The sequence below is a fragment of the Paenibacillus sp. NAIST15-1 genome (genome assembly GCF_001894745.1).
Lineage (GTDB): Bacteria > Bacillota > Bacilli > Paenibacillales > Paenibacillaceae > Paenibacillus_B > Paenibacillus_B suaedae.
Map to the genome: position 1 here is coordinate 761802 of NZ_BBYF01000002.1, position 17558 is coordinate 779359.

Sequence of the window (17558 nt, forward strand, 5' to 3'; positions counted from 1 at the left end):
GTATGATAAAAAGCCGAACAATACGAAAAGCATCGCTACTCCTTCTACTGGCTAGTGTCATGTTAAGCGGCTGTCAGTGGGTTCAAGACCCCAAATCCATGCTTAAGGAACCACGATTGTCGACAGATAAAGCGAATTTAAAATCGATTATTGACTCCCAAAAGCCTGAAGGAGCAAATATCATCCGGCCTCGCAATGCAGACGATCGCAGCACGATTCGCATTGCGGATTTGAACAATGATGGCAAGGGTGAGGCGATTGTATTCTATGAGACGCCAGACAAGGAAGTTCGAATCCATGGTATGATCTTTAAATCAGATGGTGACACATGGACGAAGGTGTTCGACTTCGATGGTGAGGGTACTCAGTTGGACCGGGTTGAGCTGGTTGACTTGACAGGTGATAAGAGTCTTGAACTTGTGGTAGGTTATGGCAGCAATGACCCGAAGCTGAATAAGGGACTTGTTGTGTATCGATTCACAGACACAGAGATGGTCAGAATGTTCGAACAGCCGTATTCTCAATTCGTGATCGATGATCTGGATCAAAACGGTAAGAATCGATTGTTTATATTGAATAACCGCTCAGGTCAAATACCTGTCCTCTTTTCATTCGATTATCAAAATGGCAGGATGGTTAAATTTCATGAGTTGAGGTTATCATCTAATGCTAATGCGTACACGAATATGGTGTCTGGATTTATATCAAAAGACCGCAAAGGACTCGTGCTTGATTCAGATGCAGGGGCCAACTACTATATATCAAATATTATCGGAATGAATAAGGATCATATGCTTGAATCCTTGTTGCAAGAGGGCTTAACGGAAAGCAAATGGGGCGGTATTAAGAGCTCTGACATGAACGGCGATGGCATTATTGAGATCGGTATTCCCGAGCAGCCTCACGGCTGGGATCTGTATCAATCTCATGAAATCCCTTATTTTACAAACTTCTTCCAATGGGATGGACAGCATGGCTTGAAGTTAGTGGAGAAGCAATACCGCGACCATATGGATCGCTTCCATTTTTCTTTCCCAAAATCTTGGTATGGACGTGTGACTGTGGATACAAAATCGAAAAAAGATGAAATGCTCCGCTTTGTCGATCTTCATACGAACGAAACGTTCGCCATCATCCGATTCTTTACACCGGAGGCATGGGAGTCTTATAAGGAGAAATGGACGTACCTCAGTTCATTTGGTGACAAGATTATCGGCATTTACAGCAAGGAGCCACTGAATGCGAAACAAGGGGTCCCTAAAATACCAGAACTAGACAAAAGTGATAGTGATTCTTAAAGGAAATGAAGTAAGGAGATAAGTAGAGATGACGAAAATACTCATTCTTGAAGATGAAGAATCAATCCGCAGCTTTATTGTCATTAATTTAAAGCGCAATGGATTCGATGTGGTGGAAGCAGATAACGGCAATGATGCTTATCAAATGATCATGAGCGATCCGACGATAGATATCGCACTACTAGACGTGATGGTACCGGGTATTGATGGCTTTGAGGTGTGTAGACGAGTAAGGGAACAGAATGAGCGGCTCGGAATCATCTTCCTGACTGCTAAGGTGCAGGAACAGGACAAAGTATATGCCTTATCTGTTGGTGCGGATGATCATGTGAGCAAGCCGTTCAGTCCTACTGAGCTCGTTGCGCGCATTCAGTCCTTGCTGCGCAGGGTCAGCTCTTATCAGCACACTACCCAGAAGGTAGTGTATCAATCTGGTCCGTTCTCACTTGATTTAATTGCGAAACGATTTACCAAAAATAACCAAGCGATCGATTTAACTCCTACGGAATTCTCGCTGGTACAGTTTTTCATGGAGAAGGAAGAGATGACATTAAGTCGAGACGTACTGCTTGATCATGTATGGGGCAAGGATTATATGGGTGATCCTAAGATTGTGGATGTAAACATTCGCCGTTTGCGTCAAAAAATTGAGGATGAGCCATCATCACCAAGATTTCTTGAAACGGTATGGGGGCACGGGTACAAATGGAAGGGAACAACTCCTTGATTAAGCCGGGCATACGCCGCTCGGTAGTCATGCATTACTTCATCGTCGTCTTTATGACGATGCTGATGCTGGAAGTGGTCTTTCTCATCTCGGTGCGAACGTATTATTATGATTCAGTATCCAGCAATTTAACTAACCATGCATCCGTAACGACGAAATACTATCAGCAATATATAAGTCTTAGTTCCAGTGAAGATGATCAAGGCATATTGCCGGAGCTGCTCGAATTATTCAAATTGCCGGGCGCCGAGGTGCAAATTCTGGATCGGACTGGGAAGGTGCTTATCTCCTCCAGTGGGTTCCGAATCGACAAGCCGATCAACTCACTCGATGTGATTACTGTACAGCAGCAAGGGAAGCTGGAACAATGGATCGGCAAGCAGCCTGGAACCGGTGAGTCGATAATGGCTGTGTCTGCTCCATTGTTAGAGAGAGGCGACATCAGCTACATTGTCAGACTTGTCACCTCACTAGAAGTAGTGAATAGTCAGTTGAATAGCATTGTGCTCGTGTCTATACTGATTTCGATTACGATATTAATCATTGTATTAGTGATTAGCCTTGGACTGGCGAATTCGATCGTGAAGCCAATTAATGAGATTACGGCTGTATCCGCTCAGATGGCGCGGGGACGATTCGATGTCAGAGCCAAGGATGGATATAAGTACGAGCTTGGGGAGCTGTCTAAGACACTCAACTTCATGGCTCATGAGATTGTGCGAAGCAACCAATTAAAGAATGACTTTATCTCATCGATCTCTCACGAATTGCGGACTCCATTGACGGGAATCAAGGGATGGAGCGAGACCTTGCTGTCTGGTCCGTTAGATGAAGGGGAGACGAAGCTGGGGTTGAACGTTATTCATAAGGAAACGGATCGCCTAATTGGTCTTGTTGAGGAATTGCTAGACTTCTCGAAGCTGCAGGAGAATAAATTGCAGTTCCACTGGCGGCAGGTATCCATCGCGACAATTATCGAAGACACGATCCTGCAAGTGAGAATGAAAGCAGAGAAGAAGCAAATTCGATTGGAGGAACGCGTCAGAGGTAACGAGCAAATTCTGAATGCGGATCCGAATCGATTGAAGCAAGTATTCCTGAATCTGATTGATAATGCGGTCAAGTTCTCCCCAGAAGAGTCGGTGATCACGATTCATACGTCGTGGGATGCGGAGAAAGTGGTTGTTCGTATTGTTGACCAAGGAATTGGAATAAGCGAAGAACACTTGACCAAAGTAATGGACAAGTTCTATCAAGTGAATCCTAGTCATGGCGGTACAGGGCTCGGACTGGCGATTACGTACGAATTGGTGAAGGCTCATGGAGGAGAAATGTCCATCGAAAGTGAGCCTGAGGTAGGGACGACGGTTATTGTGACCTTGCCGGTCAACATGCCGATTGAAGCAGATACGATAGAGGAATCTACGGATTTATGATCTCTTCGAATATCATTTGAATTTATACGGCCTTTGCGTGATTAATTCATGCAAAGGTCTTTTTTTCGGGGAAATTAAGAAAATAGCATATCTTACTTCGACAAAACATACTATAATATGTATCATAATCATCCATGATGTTGTCGTAATAACTCGATTGTTGTCGTCCTCATCGGAAGGAGGATAGGATAGTGGAACTATTTTTATTCGTTATATTTTCCGCGTCTGTCCCATTTATTATTTACTTATACTTTGTCATCAAGCAGCGTTCATGTGTACAAGAAGCAGCGGTTACGGTAGATCGTAATGCGCTTATGCATGGACAGATGGACGAAGCTGAAGACGTGACGAGTCACTGCTCCATTCTTGTCGTGGAAGATCAGATGCCTATACGGATTTTATTGAAGGAAGCACTTGATGAACTGCCACTGGAAGTAAGGGAAGCAGAGACGGGAGAGCAGGCGCTTAATTCAATGCGTGCGTGTCCAAGTAAAATTGTGCTCATGGATGTGAGCCTACCGGATATGAATGGCCTGGATGTACTGCATACGGTTCGTACAATGCGTCCAGATACCGAAGTTATAATGATGTCTGCCTATAGCGATGCAGACAAGGTTAACGAAGCGAAGGCGGCAGGAGCGATTGGCTTCTTCTCGAAGCCGTTCGACTTAGAAGAACTGCGCGCGTACATATCATCCAGACTGTAACGGGCTGCGATATCTTGTCTTGACAATTGTCAATCGGAGGATGTTATGTTTAGAACGATACATAGCCAACTAAGCGCCCGGGTAGTGACGACACTAGTGGCTGCGTTGGCCATTATTTTTTCATTTTCGTATGAAGCTGTTCGTTCGATTATTGAGACGAGCATACAGAACAATTATTTGAATCAAGTTAAGATGGCCGCTCACGATGTTGAAGCGGCCATTCGTCACCACAAGCTAATGGTGGAGACGTATGCGAGAGTCATTCAGGGCATATTCGACACATCTGGGCGAATCAAGGCTGAATTGAATCAATTGACAGAATGGTATGCATTTCAACCGAAGGATCTCGTATTCGGGTACTGGTTCACCATGCAGACCGGTTCGAAATGGAAGGAGAAATTTACATCCTGGTTTGGTCATGATGAATCCGGTCTGCTCCGTAATTTCAATAAACAAGAACATGTGGACGAGTCACTGCCTCAGTATCGAGATGACCCGCAATACGACTATTATCATGGTTCAGTGAAGAAGAATGGAACCTATTTGACAGCACCATACATTGATCCTTATGTAAACCTACCGATGATATCCGTCAGCACGCCTGTATACGACTCAGGAGGCACACTGCTCGGTGTAGCCGGAGTTGATATACGGTTTGGCGATTTGAAGCAGTTAGCAAACAAGCTAAGTGTACACCCCAGCAGCAAGATTCTACTTACTTCCCTACAAGGCAATTTATTATACGACCCAGATGAAGAACGAACGATTTATGACAATATATACACCAATCTTAATGAAGATACAGCGACTTTATTACGCAAAGTAAATGACTCTAAGGAGTCTATTATCATTGATGACTATCGTGGGAACTCCATGTATATATTCTCAATTCCGCTTGAGGAGACGAACTGGAGAGCAATCATTATGCTGCCTGCGGGAGTTATTAGCAGCGTGTTGCTTTACGTATGGGTCGTAACCCTAATTACGATCAGTTTACTTATTGTTGTGATTTACATCCTAATAAACTGGTGGATCCGCCGTTTGATCGTGACTCCACTGCATCAATTAGTCGAGGCGTCTCATCGTATTGCCGGTGGGGATTATGACGTGACAGTGAGAATCGAATCCAATAATGAATTTTGCCAGCTCGGCTCAGATATGAATCGGATGAGTGAGGCGCTGCGTCAGAAGGCACAGATGGAGCAAGAAATGAAGCGTATGAGCGCACTGCAGGTTGTGGGAGAGATGGCTGCCGCGCTTAGTCATGAAATTCGAAACCCGCTAACGACAATCAAAGGATTTCTGCAGCTGCTTCGCAATAAGCCGGAGCATGCGGATGAGCATGTCTATTTCCGTACGATGATGGAGGAAATTGAGCGGGCGAACATGATCATTACGGAGTATTTGACCTTGGCTAGACATAAATTCGTCCAATTTCGTCCTCATTGCTTGAATGAAATCATTACACAATTATACCCGCTTGTGCAAGCATCAGCGTCGGCTCGCTGCCAGGATATCCGCCTGGACATATCACCAGTTCCTTCTATTGAAATGGATGAGAAAGAGATGAAGCAGCTTCTTCACAATCTCATTCGGAACGGACTTGAAGCGATGAGTGAAAACCAGGTGTTGACGATTCGAACTCGTATGAAAGGGGATAGGGTTCTTCTATGTATTGAAGATGAAGGGCCTGGCTTCCCAGCCGAGGTTTTATCCAGGGCAGGAACTTCTTTTGTCACGACGAAGGAGAAGGGGACAGGACTAGGCTTGTCCATCTGCTACAGTATCGTTGAGCGCCATGAAGGAGACCTTATCATTGAATCAGTGCCAGGTCGCACAGTTATCATAATTAGTCTCCCGCTATTCCGCAAGAAGCAAGAAGGATAGTTTGGATGTTGCCATAATTGACCAATGTATTATAAAATGGAAGAGTTATGCGCTAATATTCTACTTTTAAATCCAATTCCTAAGAAATAATGGTTGTATAACTATGCATCTTCGTGTATAATGATGTTACCTCACTAAGAGCGAGCGGGGAATATTACACATATACAGAGCGGGGTTGGAGCAATGAAATCATTAAAAATTGTTGCAGCATGCACACTCATTCTATCATTATTAGTTGGTTGCGGTGCGAAGGAAGACCGTCTAGCAACTGTACAAGAGAATAAAAAGCTGGTACTCGGCACGAGTGCTGACTATCCACCATTTGAATTCCGTAAAACAATCGACGGCAAGGATCAAATTGTCGGTTTCGATATTGAGATAGCGAAGGAAATTGCGAAGGATTTGGGCGCTGAATTAGAGATTAAGGATACATCACTGTCGTCATTGCCTGAGGAACTGAAGACAGGCAAGATTGACATCGCAATCGCGGGACTAGATCCAACGCCTGAGCGGGAGAATGCAATGGAATTCTCTACACCTTATTACTTGGCGGAAGCAGGGGTTATTGTACGTGCTGCAGACAAGGATAAGTATAAGTCACCTGAAGATTTGAAGGGCATGAAGATCGGCGTACAGCTTGGCTCAACCTTCGAGGATGTCGTTCAGCAAATCCCTGATGCGAAGAAGGAAATGCTGGATAAGGTGAACGACCTCGTTCTTGCACTGGAGTCGAATCGTTTAGAGGCTGTCGTTGTGGAGAAGCCTGTGGCAGCGGCATTTGCTGCGAATCGCAAGGAAGTCGCTGTCGCGCCGGTGGAATTGAAGCCAGTAAGTGAAGGATATGTAATTGGAGTACGCAAGGGCAGTGTGAAACTGCGTGATGAAGTGAATAAGACGCTTGAACGCTTGAAGCAGCAGGGCAAGCTGGATGAATTCATTACACAAGCGGTACAACTGGCGGAACAATAAGATCAGATGGATTGCATCTATATGCGGTCTATACGGATCTCGATGTGATATGTTCGCTCCTCGTGGGAATTCAACCAGTGAGGAGCTTTTTCTCTTTATATAGAAGAAATGCAGATTAACAGTCGTGATAGATAGGGAAGGGGAAGTTTGTCATGTTCGATTGGTTCGACATGTTATGGACGTATAAATTAGGATTTGTATCCGGTGCTGGCATAACCGTACTGCTATCCGCGATATCCGTTCTGTTCGGATTACTATTGGGAGTGGCCATTGTCTTGATGCGGATGTCTAAAATAAAGCCGCTTAAATGGTTTGCTGTCACCTATATCGAGGTGTTCCGTGGAACACCGCTGCTTGTACAATTATTCATTATTCATTATGGACTTGCAGAGTATGGCGTAGAATTCAGTGCACTAACATCTGGAGCGATTGCTCTATCCTTAAATAGTGGTGCGTATTTGGCTGAAATCTTTCGTGCCGGCATACAATCGATCGACCACGGTCAATTGGAAGCAGCTCGTTCTCTCGGAATGTCAAAACCAATGGGGATGCGCTTGATCGTACTTCCACAAGCGTTCCGCAATGTTATTCCGGCGATCGGCAACGAATTTATTACGATTATTAAGGAGACTTCAATTGTCAGCACCATCGGGATTGCAGACTTGATGTTTGAGACAAATATCGTTCGTGCCAAAATTTATTCAGCGATGGGACCACTGATTGGAGCAGCGTGTATCTATCTCATTCTAACCTTCACTTTATCGAAAGTGGTGGCACGTTTGGAAAGGAAGTTGAGCGAGCATGATTAAAATTCAAAATTTGCATAAATCGTATGATAAATTGGAGATTTTAAAAGGGGTAAATGTCTCTATTGATCGTGGTGAAGTGGTTGTAGTCATAGGCCCTAGCGGATCCGGAAAGAGTACTCTCCTTCGTTGCATTAATTTGCTGGAAACTCCGACACAAGGGGATATCCGCTTCGAGGATCAGTGCATCACTGACAAGTCGCACAACATTAACAAAACACGTGAAAAAATGGGGATGGTATTCCAATCGTTCAACCTATTTCCCCATATGACCGTGCTGCAAAATATTACCCTTGCTCCAATAAAGGTGAAACATGTGCCAGAGGCTGAAGCAAATAAACTAGCAATGGAGCTGCTTGGCAAGGTTGGATTGGCGGATAAGGCCAAGGCATTCCCTAGACAATTGTCCGGTGGACAGAAGCAGCGTATCGCGATTGCGCGAGCACTTGCTATGCAGCCGCATGTGATGCTGTTCGATGAGCCGACATCAGCGCTTGATCCAGAGATGGTCGGCGAAGTGCTTGAGGTCATGAAATCACTCGCCGGAGAAGGAATGACGATGGTAATCGTAACTCATGAGATGAACTTCGCACGTGAAGTGGGCGATCGTATTTTGTTTATGGATGGCGGCAATATTGTGGAGGAAGGTTCTCCAGACCAATTATTTAACCATCCTAAGCATGCTAGAACGCAGGATTTTCTAAGCAGAGTATTGTAAAGAGGTATTGTAAATATATAGGTGTTCGAATAGGCATCCTTAGGGGGTGCCTATTGTTGTTTGCTTTATTATGTAAGCGTTTTCGTTTACAAATCTGAAATATGTGCTATGATAGAAACAGAAAGATTACAAAAATGTCATCTCTGATTACAAATTTGTTATGAAATAAAAAAAGTTTGAAGCTTCAATCCATTGGGGGGCGCGGGTTCCAGAGACTTACCATCATATTCCTGCGCACAGGTTACAAAATTGTGATATGATGCAATCCGAGCCGAAACGACACACCCGTACGGGGGACTATTGACCGGTGTTCGATATTACGAGAACACCTTGGGGTGAATCGCTTATTCCGCAACTTGGAATGGCGTAGGGGAACTCCTTGACCCGAATCCGACAACTAACCCCGCAGGCTAATGCACAGGAGGAAAACAAAACATATGCGTAAAAGAATTACACTAACGATTACAGCAGCTTTACTTGGACTTGCGTCCATTCTTCAAATTTTGCCGGCACAGGCTGAGCCCTATACGGTAAAAGAAGGAGAAACGTTCTATTCAATTGCTAAGAATTACAACATGAGTGTTGAATCCGTATTGTCGGCAAACCCGACAATTAATCCGAAAAATCTGTATGGTGGACTCTCCATCGAACTTCCAAGCCCTGTTGTTCAAAAGTCGGTTTTGGAAGGGATGCCAGTCAATAATGCTTTGGGTGTAGCAAAAAATGACGAACAGGCAGTCAAAACGGCTTCGAATAATCAGAAAGCAGCAGTACAACAAGCTGCTCCTAAAAATGTAGTTCAATTGTCCTCTGGACGTACAGCGACATACAAGAAAACGATAAGCATGCGTGCAACAGCTTATACCGCTCATCCGAGTGAAAACGGAAAATGGGGCGCAGTAGATGCTTTGGGTAATGCATTGAAACTAGGTACAGTTGCGGTCGATCCAAAAGTGATTCCGCTTGGTACGAAATTGTATATTACGGGATATGATTTCAAACACTTGCCGACAGGCGGTATGGTTGCTGTAGCTACGGATACAGGCGGTGCAATCAAGGGGAAAAAGGTTGACATATTTGTACCGGTAAGCAAGAAGACAGGCAACACATTCGGCGTGCAAGACGTTAAAGTATACGTGTTGAAATAATATCTACTATTATATATAGATGTAGATGAATACTTACAATAGCAATTGAACAACAAGCCTCGCCATTATGGCGGGGCTTGTTTGTTTATTCCTTCTTTTCCTTCTGATCTTGGAGCAGATCAGGCAGGGTGACGAATTCATATTTCCGCTCCCTTAACTGCTGAATAATCGATGGGAGTGCTTTCACAGTTCCATGCAGATACCCATTTTGTGTGCTTCCGCTGGCATGCTGCAATACAATGGAACCTGGGCGTACCCCACGCATCACATTTTGCAAAATACGTGAAGCGGTTAATCCACGCCAATCGTTTGTATCTACATCCCAATTGACGACCATGTATCCATTATCTCCTGCCCAGCGCAATTGCTCTTCGTTGATTTCTCCATATGGCGGACGGAAGTATCGAGGCTTATATCCGGTAGACTGCTCGATAATGCGTTCAGTATCCTTCACCTGGTGTTCAAAAGCTGGAAGCGTCAGCTTTGTCAGCAACGGATGATTGTACGAATGATTACCGATCACATGCCCCTCGCGCACCATCCGCTCGACGAGTCCTGGATAAGCCTTGGCACGAGAGCCAACGAGAAAGAAAGTGGCTCGGATATTGTGCTCCTTCAATATATCCAATACAAGCGGCGTAATGCGGTTATCCGGTGCGTCATCGAAGGTGAGCGCAACTTGTCGTTCTCCATGACGCTGCTTCGCATTCAATTTAAAGATATGTGGGTACTTCAACCGCAGTTCCGCAATCGTGAGATGCTGTTTCTTCATCTTATGCATGCTGGAGCGGGATGATTGTGAAGCTTGCGCCGCAGATTGCGACGGGGTTGATTTCTGACACTTGTGCTGGCGTTCATTCGAAGAGGAAGAACGCTGTTTCTGCTGGCCAGATTCTGACTCTGCCTGCTGCGACTCCAGTCTCTTCTGACTTTTCTGGTTATCACGCTCTTTATGCTCAGCTGATATGGTGAATTTAGGCATCTCAAGATGATCCGATGAAGCTGCATTCTCTTGCTTCTCCATAGCATGTGGGGAATGCATGTTCACAGAGTCTGCCTTGAAGATACGTGGTACTGGATGAGTGCGATCTTGTCTCCACAGACTGTCTGCTGATGAATGGATCGATTCCGACTGATTTGGCTTGCTTGGTGGAAGATTGGGTATGGGAGGCGTTGCTTCCTGCGAACGATGGAAGCAGCCAGTAATACAGAGCAAACAAAGGGATAGTACAGATAAGCAGATTCGACAATGTTGCATAGCGCCATTCCCCCATTCCATAAACAGTTCAATGTTCTTGTTATGTCCTTGGGGTGGTAGAAATATGCCCTTCCACTTACCTAGTACGGTAGGGAAATAATCTCATCGACTATAATTGTTAGGATGTTCACTTGTAACTTCTTGCTAATATTCTGAAAATTTGCGAAACCATTGTCACAATTCATACGCTAATGTGACATGGGTCACAGTGGGATGTCAACCAGAACATGCATAGTAGAAGTGTAAAGGTGAGAAAAGCTTATGCATAGGCCATATAGGCAGCATTCCATAAGGTTGTGAATGTGGGCTTTTCTTACGAGCAGGAATCTGCACATCTCAATAAACGTGAGAAGGATGCAGACTGTCCTTACTCGTGAAAAAAGGAGCATACTTGTGTATACGATTCTTTCCAACGAACGCATCTCTGAAGGCATTTACCTCATGACGGTGGAGGGTCAATTTCAAGCAAGCATGGGTCAATTCTTTATGCTGCGAGCCTGGAATACGGCACCTATTCTGTCTCGTCCAATTAGCATCTGCAATTTGGAGAAGGATAGCATCCAGTTCCTGTACAAGATTGCAGGAGAGGGTACGCGTTTAATTGCACAGCTGCGTGATGGAGACCGTATCCAGCTAGAAGGGCCATTCGGCAATGGCTTCCCGCAAGTGGAGGGACGAACTGCACTTATCGGAGGCGGTATTGGCATTGCACCCTTATTATATACGGCGAAGCAGTTGGATAAACCGGATATCTATCTTGGCTTTCGAGGGCAGTCCTATTTAACGGAAGCATACGAACCTTACGCGAATGAGTTGGTTGTCCGTGTAAACGGCAACCTCCTAGATGACGTGGACTTAAGTAAATACGATAATGTGCTGGTGTGTGGTCCATTGGGAATGATGAAGGCAGTTGCCTTGCAAGCAGAAGGCTTGGATACGAAGGTGTATGTATCTTTTGAAAAACGTATGGCCTGCGGAATCGGGGCTTGTTATGTATGCTCAGTAAAGAATAAAAACGGCAACCGCAAAGTATGTGCGGATGGACCTGTATTTTTGGCGGAGGAGGTGGAATGGCATGCGGAACTTAGCTTGTAATGTAGCCGGCATTCCGTTCAACAATCCGATCGTGATGGCATCGGGAACGTTTGGCTTTGGGCAAGAATATGCCAAGTTATATGATATTAACAAGCTGGGGGGCATCTCCTGCAAAGGACTCACCCTACATCCACGTCTAGGGAATAACGGAACCCGGGTGTGGGAGACACCAGGCGGCATGATGAATAGTGTTGGGCTTGAGAATCCTGGTATCGATGCATTTTTGGAAGAGGAAATGGAATTCTGGGAAACGATTGAGCCCGTGAAAATTGCCAATCTTGGCGGCAGTAATATAGAAGAATACGTCCTCGGGGCCTTGAAGATAACGAAGGATGCAGAAGAGCGGCGCAAAGCACGTGTTCGGGCTGTAGATATGATTGAGTTGAACATTTCATGCCCGAATGTGAAGGAAGGCGGTATTGCCTTTGGTGTGAAAACAGACGTTGCTCGTGAGGTCATTCGCGAAGTACGGCAAGTCACTTCACTGCCGCTTGCTGTGAAACTATCGCCGAATGCTGAGAATATTGTAGAAATGGCCGTAATGTGTGAAGACGAGGGAGCGGATTGTGTCTCTTTAGTAAATACGTTCTCGGGAATGAAGATTGATATTTATCAGCGGCGCAGTGTTTTTTCCAATACGTACGCGGGCTTGTCTGGGCCAGCTATTAAGCCAATTGCGCTGCGCATGGTTCATCAGGTGTCCCAGCATGTATCCATCCCCGTCATGGGCATGGGCGGCATCGCCTCCGCTTCGGATATTATTGAATTTATTATGGCCGGGGCTGAGGTGGTTCAAGTAGGCACATACAACTTCATGAACTTGCGTGCTGGCGAAGAGTTGCTTGCTGGTCTTCTAAGCTTCATGGAAATGGAGAACATTCAAAGTCTGGATGAGATTCGCGGCATTATTAAGTAAGGCCTTCTGGACAAATGTATTTCATTAAAGGGGGGGGCTCTGAATACATGCAGGAGCAACGACCGGGTGCAGACATAACCATTCAATATCGCAAAATTGGGCGAGACTACCTGTTCATCATTGCCGGGGGAGACGAGCATATTGGGGCGGTATCTACCGCATATAGGGATCCGAGTACGGATGAGCACGAATGGGTTGTGCAGACGAATGGAGTTCCTGGGCATAAAGAATATGTACTGACAGAGCCAATGGCTAAGCAAGCGGCGAGTCAGCTTCAGGCTACGGTTACCGTATGTGCAGGGATACATTATGATAATCTAAGTTCGGCACATATTGATGCAGTTGTTGATCATGCGTGGTCACAATTTTTGATTATGATGTCCACCCTTGATTAAATCACAATGGTTAGAATACGGAGAAGAAGATTGGGCAATCCTGATCTTCTTCTTTTTTTATGGCTACCTACGAGTCATTATGTAAAGAAAGTATGAATGGAATGAAGATTTCTTTAAGCAGCGAGAGGAGTATACAATTTTCCACATTTCCGTATACAATAGAGATATGATTTTTTTGTTTTTTTGAAACAACTTCGGAACTGATTCGTATGAATGTGTAATGAAACATAATATTGAGCTGATGGGTATTTTGTTTCAATGGTTATGCACACAAAGGAGGAAACAATACAATGTCCGTATTTAAACGTTTGCGTGATTTAACGATGTCTAATATTTATGCCTTGATCGAGAAGGCGGAAGATCCAATTAAGATGACAGATCAATACTTACGTGACATGCAAGAGGATTTGGAAGAAGCAGAACGTGCAGTAGCCCAGCAGATCGCGATCGAGAAGCGCTTCAAGCAGTCCTATGAAGAGCAAGAAGCACTTGTGAACAAGCGTGCTGAGCAAGCAGCAATTGCAGTACAGGCTGACAATATTGAATTGGCACGCCGCGCTCTGGAAGAGAAGAAGGCAGCAGAAGCGAAAATGAACGAGTACAAAGCGAGCTATGATCAGAACAAAGCTTCAGCAGACGCTCTTCGCGCGAAGCTGGAAGAAATGCGCAAGCAGTACACAGATATGAAGAACAAACGCGAAACGTTGGTCGCTCGTTTCAACGCTGCGAAGGCGCAAACGGAAATCAACAAAGCAATGGCGGGATTCAGCTCCGATACTGCGATGTCAGGCTTGAAGCGTATGGAAGACAAAATGCTTCAAATGGAAGCTCAAGCAGAAGCAAGCAACGAAATCCGTGGAGCGGGAGGCAAGTCGCTCGATGATGAGTTCGCGAGCTTGACGAAGGATAAAGGTGTCGAGGATGAATTGGCAGCCCTGATGAAGAAGTACGACAAATCTGCCGAATAATCGGATACAGAAGACGCTTGTTATCTGTGTTACAAGCGTCTTTCTTTATTCTTGTACAGGTATATGGGCTCGTTAATGAAATAAAATGAAGAGAACACACTTTTACACGAGATTGCCGATTCTGGACAAACTGCTGTGTAAGCAGGCTTTCGTCCAAAGGGCAATGGGGGAGGATTCGAATTGAGTTTCGGATTGGAAAACTGGTCAGTCCTGCTGGAGAATGTGCCGCGTATTGCGGTGTGGACAGCGATAGGAGCGGTGCTCTTATTCATTCTCATGATTGTAGACTCCTTGTTTACAGGTTATAAGGATGTCCATGAAATGAGACAAGGCAATGTAGCGGTAACGACTCGCTTTATTATGAAGCTGTTCTCGCAAGGCTATATTTTATCTAGTTCTATTCGTGTTGCTTACAGCTTAGGCGAGGCATTGTTGATGTCTCTCTTCTCATTTGTCATATTGCTTATTCTAGAATTGCTAATCCGCTTGTTGTTCCGTACTGTATTCAACATGAACCTGGAAGAGGGGACGAAGCAAGGCAATATGTCGTATGCACTCGTGGCTGGTTCGCTGCATGTGGTTGGCGCGTTAATTATTGCAGCCTGCATATAACAAGGGATTCAACAGGAAGGAGGCAGAACTAATGAGCTTATGGAAACGCATTAAAAATATTATGGCGAAGCCGGAAGCACCTCAACCAGAGAAAACGCCCTCTACGCTTGGCCCTGGGGATATTTGTGAAATCTCACTCGTCAGTTATGAAGTTATTGGCCGTACAGATTGGCGTACACGCAATTCTGCATGGCTGACACTGAGAGACGGATCACACATTAAATATTTATTCGTGGAGCAAAGAGAGCAGGCCTATTATAGTCTGTACGATTCTATTGACGGACGTCTGGATGATGTAGAGGAAGTTCCTACAGAAATTGAACTGGATGGTAAGTGGTATTACATGGAAGACCAATATAACGGCAGAGTCGTGTGTACAGGACAAACGCCATTTGGCGTATCTGGGGAGCAGTACGTGTGGCATTATCAAGCCGATGATCGTAAGCTGCTTCGCATTGAATGGCAGGATGGACGATTCCAGTTGTATGAAGGAGATTCCGTCATATCCGCCGACGTACGTATTCTGCGCGGTTCTTAAGAGGCGCCTATGCGAAAATTCGGATTGGATTCAATCAAATGGCTTGTCATTTTCAGCTTACTGATTCCGTTGCTAACGGCTTGTGGACAGTATGATGTAGCGGAAACGTATCCGCTGGAGTCTGTTAGTCGTGATGGTAAGAGCACTTCCTATATTTATCGCGCTGAGAATACGACCGTGCCTGAAGTGGCCAAGGAGATTGCGGATAAACGCAAGCCGAAGCAGACTTCTGAACAGAGCGATGAGCGAATGTTTCTCGTCTATGATAATGAGCTCATTCAGGTGCAGCGCGACAAGGACAAACCAGAAGATTCGATTATTGAAGTGGCTTCACAGGAATACGTAAGGCAGAATTATGATCGAAGCTTCTTGGAGATGTACCTGCAATACAAGCTTCTCGATACACTGTTCGATTCATTAAGCGGGTATGGGAAGTACCGGGGTTATAATGAGCGTCGTACATACGAGCCGACGAAATCATACCAAAAGCCTACGGTGGAGGATAAGAAGAAGGCTCCTCCAATGACAGTGGATCGCAAGGGATCCATCTTCCGCAGAGGCTCCTCGACAGATACGTCGAAGAATACGGGGGGCGGGTTCTTCTCAAGGCAGCCGAAGGATAATAGCAATCGCGGCTCCATATCACGAGGGGGGAGCGGGGGAAGTTATAATCCACCGAAAGTAAAAAAATCGAAACCGCCGAAGACTCGTTCCGGTTCGGGAAGTATATTCCGCCGAAAGCGATAGCAGAAGGCAAATAAGAACCGCTCTTCTAGGATAGAAGAGCGGTTCTTATTTGATACTATTTCATTACAGTTGGTACACAATGGATTTTCCATCCAATCCTCCTGATATTCTTCCAGGGGGAAATTAGAAGAGATTACTCTTCCTCGTCCTGCCGCCGCTCAATAGCTTCAGACATCGTCTTATCTGTCAGGTGTGCATAAATCTCCGTTGTCTCTGTCGAAGCGTGGCCTAGCTGTTCCTTTGTTTTGTAGATGTCATTTTGCAAATAATAATCTGTGGCGAATGAGTGCCGAAGCTTATGTACAGTTAGAGCAGGCTTGCCGTATCTCTTTGCATATTTAATAATCATCTGCTGAATAGCACGCTTCGTCATGCGGTTTCCTTCCTTCTCGCCATTCTTGATCGCGAGGAAGAAGGCTTTTTCCTTTTTAGGCGCTGCATACCGAGTTGATCTAGCCTCCAAGTATTCGGCCAAGTCCTGTCTTGCGCTGTCACGGTAATAAACTGGAGTCTTGAACGTCTCATCATTATGACCCTTGCGGTATACATAGACGAGCTTGTTGTTCATATCGACATCATCCATGTTGAGATTCACAACTTCGCTAACCCGCAACCCTGAATTCAGGATTAGGCTGACAATGGCAGCGTCCCGAACTGCATTCTGCGCATGCGCATATGCAGCTTGTTTGTTATTGGCTACATCTTGGCCATAACCATCCCGCACATAATGAATGAACCCGTTAATCTCATTATCTTCAAGCAGCTTACCCTTCAGCTTAGAGGCGCTGTCTTTTGGTTTATGCACGCGTTTGATTTCGATCTTGGCCATTACATTGCGCTTCAATAACGGGTAGAAGTTCTCATCCTCCGCAATTTGGCTCAAATAGTGGAATAAGGAGCGTAGCGATGACAGCTTGCGGGACACGGTCACACGAGCATTGGTTGTTTCTTTGTATGTCGTCAAATAAATGCGAAACGAAGTGATATGCTCCATGCGAAGCGATTCCAAATCTAATAAGGTAACATCCTTCTGATCATGCGCATCGGTTAATCGCTCGGACACGAGCCAGCCCAGAAATATTTCGTAGTCCCGCACATATTCCAACAAGGAGGATGGAGATAAATCGGGCATTTTATATTCAATAAATTGTTGCACGTACCAGGGCAGGGACGGCAGCTTGTGCTGAAGCACAGCACGGTCTCTCGTCTTCTGAATCGTCATATTGGGCAGAGACCTCCTTCCATACTCCTTCTATTGTAATGAACGAGTGATCCCGCGTAAAGAAGCCAATGGTCAAATAGTTGTTCAAACCAATGGGGAGAGATGCTACAA

General features: G+C 45.2%; 19 protein-coding genes and 1 riboswitch. Of the genes, 17 read left to right on the plus strand and 2 right to left on the minus strand.

The features are described from left to right. Positions 1–2 precede the first annotated feature (2 nt). The 9 genes from PBN151_RS07295 (at position 3) to PBN151_RS07335 (ending at position 9696) form a co-directional block, all read left to right on the plus strand. Positions 3–1298 (plus strand): hypothetical protein, encoded by a 1296-nt coding sequence (locus tag PBN151_RS07295; protein ID WP_227774465.1) that lies wholly within the window; start codon positions 3–5, stop codon positions 1296–1298. A gap of 28 nt (positions 1299–1326) precedes the next feature. After that, positions 1327–2025 (plus strand): response regulator transcription factor, encoded by a 699-nt coding sequence (locus PBN151_RS07300; RefSeq protein ID WP_021253872.1) that lies wholly within the window; start codon positions 1327–1329, stop codon positions 2023–2025. Beyond that, on the plus strand, positions 2004–3461 hold the full coding sequence (locus PBN151_RS07305) for a sensor histidine kinase (protein WP_083545014.1): 1458 nt from the start codon (positions 2004–2006) through the stop codon (positions 3459–3461). The genes PBN151_RS07300 and PBN151_RS07305 overlap by 22 nt, the downstream gene beginning before the upstream one ends. 191 nt (positions 3462–3652) lie before the next feature. Then, positions 3653–4168: a response regulator gene (locus PBN151_RS07310; protein WP_083545017.1), complete on the plus strand. Its 516-nt coding sequence runs from the start codon at positions 3653–3655 to the stop codon at positions 4166–4168. Positions 4169–4213: 45 nt separating this feature from the next. Then, positions 4214–6055, plus strand: a complete 1842-nt coding sequence (locus tag PBN151_RS07315) for a HAMP domain-containing sensor histidine kinase (protein ID WP_072728436.1) — start codon at positions 4214–4216, stop codon at positions 6053–6055. Positions 6056–6238: 183 nt separating this feature from the next. Continuing rightward, positions 6239–7024 carry a transporter substrate-binding domain-containing protein gene (locus PBN151_RS07320; protein WP_021253868.1) on the plus strand — a complete coding sequence of 262 codons (786 nt, stop codon included), beginning with the start codon at positions 6239–6241 and terminating at the stop codon, positions 7022–7024. Between the two features lie 152 nt (positions 7025–7176). Further along, positions 7177–7833 carry an amino acid ABC transporter permease gene (locus PBN151_RS07325; protein ID WP_021253867.1) on the plus strand — a complete coding sequence of 219 codons (657 nt, stop codon included), beginning with the start codon at positions 7177–7179 and terminating at the stop codon, positions 7831–7833. Continuing rightward, positions 7826–8548 carry an amino acid ABC transporter ATP-binding protein gene (locus tag PBN151_RS07330; protein WP_065291663.1) on the plus strand — a complete coding sequence of 241 codons (723 nt, stop codon included), beginning with the start codon at positions 7826–7828 and terminating at the stop codon, positions 8546–8548. Before PBN151_RS07325 ends, PBN151_RS07330 begins: the two co-directional genes overlap by 8 nt. A 259-nt stretch (positions 8549–8807) precedes the next feature. After that, positions 8808–8976: riboswitch (cyclic di-AMP (ydaO/yuaA leader) on the plus strand. A 9-nt stretch (positions 8977–8985) separates the two neighbouring features. Then, positions 8986–9696, plus strand: coding sequence for a 3D domain-containing protein (locus PBN151_RS07335; RefSeq protein ID WP_021253865.1), 711 nt, complete (start codon positions 8986–8988; stop codon positions 9694–9696). 85 nt (positions 9697–9781) lie between these two features. On the opposite strand, the gene PBN151_RS07340 is transcribed toward PBN151_RS07335, so the two are convergent. Next, positions 9782–10720, minus strand: a complete 939-nt coding sequence (locus PBN151_RS07340; RefSeq protein WP_227774467.1) for a polysaccharide deacetylase family protein — start codon at positions 10718–10720, stop codon at positions 9782–9784. 44 nt (positions 10721–10764) lie between these two features. Between PBN151_RS07340 and PBN151_RS31795 the strand changes: the two genes are divergently transcribed. From PBN151_RS31795 to PBN151_RS07375, 8 genes are all read left to right on the plus strand, one after another. Next, positions 10765–10902, plus strand: coding sequence for a hypothetical protein (locus PBN151_RS31795; RefSeq protein ID WP_227774469.1), 138 nt, complete (start codon positions 10765–10767; stop codon positions 10900–10902). Between the two features lie 445 nt (positions 10903–11347). Then, the gene (locus PBN151_RS07345) at positions 11348–12049 is read left to right on the plus strand and encodes a dihydroorotate dehydrogenase electron transfer subunit (RefSeq protein ID WP_021253863.1); all 702 of its coding nucleotides are present in this window, start codon (positions 11348–11350) and stop codon (positions 12047–12049) included. Then, positions 12030–12965 carry a dihydroorotate dehydrogenase gene (locus PBN151_RS07350; protein WP_021253862.1) on the plus strand — a complete coding sequence of 312 codons (936 nt, stop codon included), beginning with the start codon at positions 12030–12032 and terminating at the stop codon, positions 12963–12965. The genes PBN151_RS07345 and PBN151_RS07350 overlap by 20 nt, the downstream gene beginning before the upstream one ends. A 47-nt stretch (positions 12966–13012) precedes the next feature. After that, positions 13013–13360, plus strand: a complete 348-nt coding sequence (lpdD, locus tag PBN151_RS07355; RefSeq protein WP_072728438.1) for a prenylated flavin chaperone LpdD — start codon at positions 13013–13015, stop codon at positions 13358–13360. A gap of 290 nt (positions 13361–13650) precedes the next feature. Further along, on the plus strand, positions 13651–14328 hold the full coding sequence (locus PBN151_RS07360) for a PspA/IM30 family protein (RefSeq protein ID WP_021253860.1): 678 nt from the start codon (positions 13651–13653) through the stop codon (positions 14326–14328). Between the two features lie 180 nt (positions 14329–14508). After that, positions 14509–14940 carry a DUF350 domain-containing protein gene (locus PBN151_RS07365; RefSeq protein ID WP_021253859.1) on the plus strand — a complete coding sequence of 144 codons (432 nt, stop codon included), beginning with the start codon at positions 14509–14511 and terminating at the stop codon, positions 14938–14940. Positions 14941–14971: 31 nt separating this feature from the next. After that, positions 14972–15478 carry a DUF4178 domain-containing protein gene (locus tag PBN151_RS07370; RefSeq protein WP_072728439.1) on the plus strand — a complete coding sequence of 169 codons (507 nt, stop codon included), beginning with the start codon at positions 14972–14974 and terminating at the stop codon, positions 15476–15478. Between the two features lie 9 nt (positions 15479–15487). After that, a complete protein-coding gene (locus PBN151_RS07375; RefSeq protein WP_021253857.1) occupies positions 15488–16225 on the plus strand; it encodes a DUF4247 domain-containing protein in 738 nt (245 codons plus the stop codon). A 133-nt stretch (positions 16226–16358) separates the two neighbouring features. Here PBN151_RS07375 and xerS read toward each other — a convergent pair whose 3' ends face one another. Continuing rightward, complete coding sequence (xerS, locus tag PBN151_RS07380; RefSeq protein WP_072728440.1) at positions 16359–17447, minus strand: tyrosine recombinase XerS; 1089 nt, start codon at positions 17445–17447, stop codon at positions 16359–16361. Between the last annotated feature and the right edge of the window lie 111 nt (positions 17448–17558).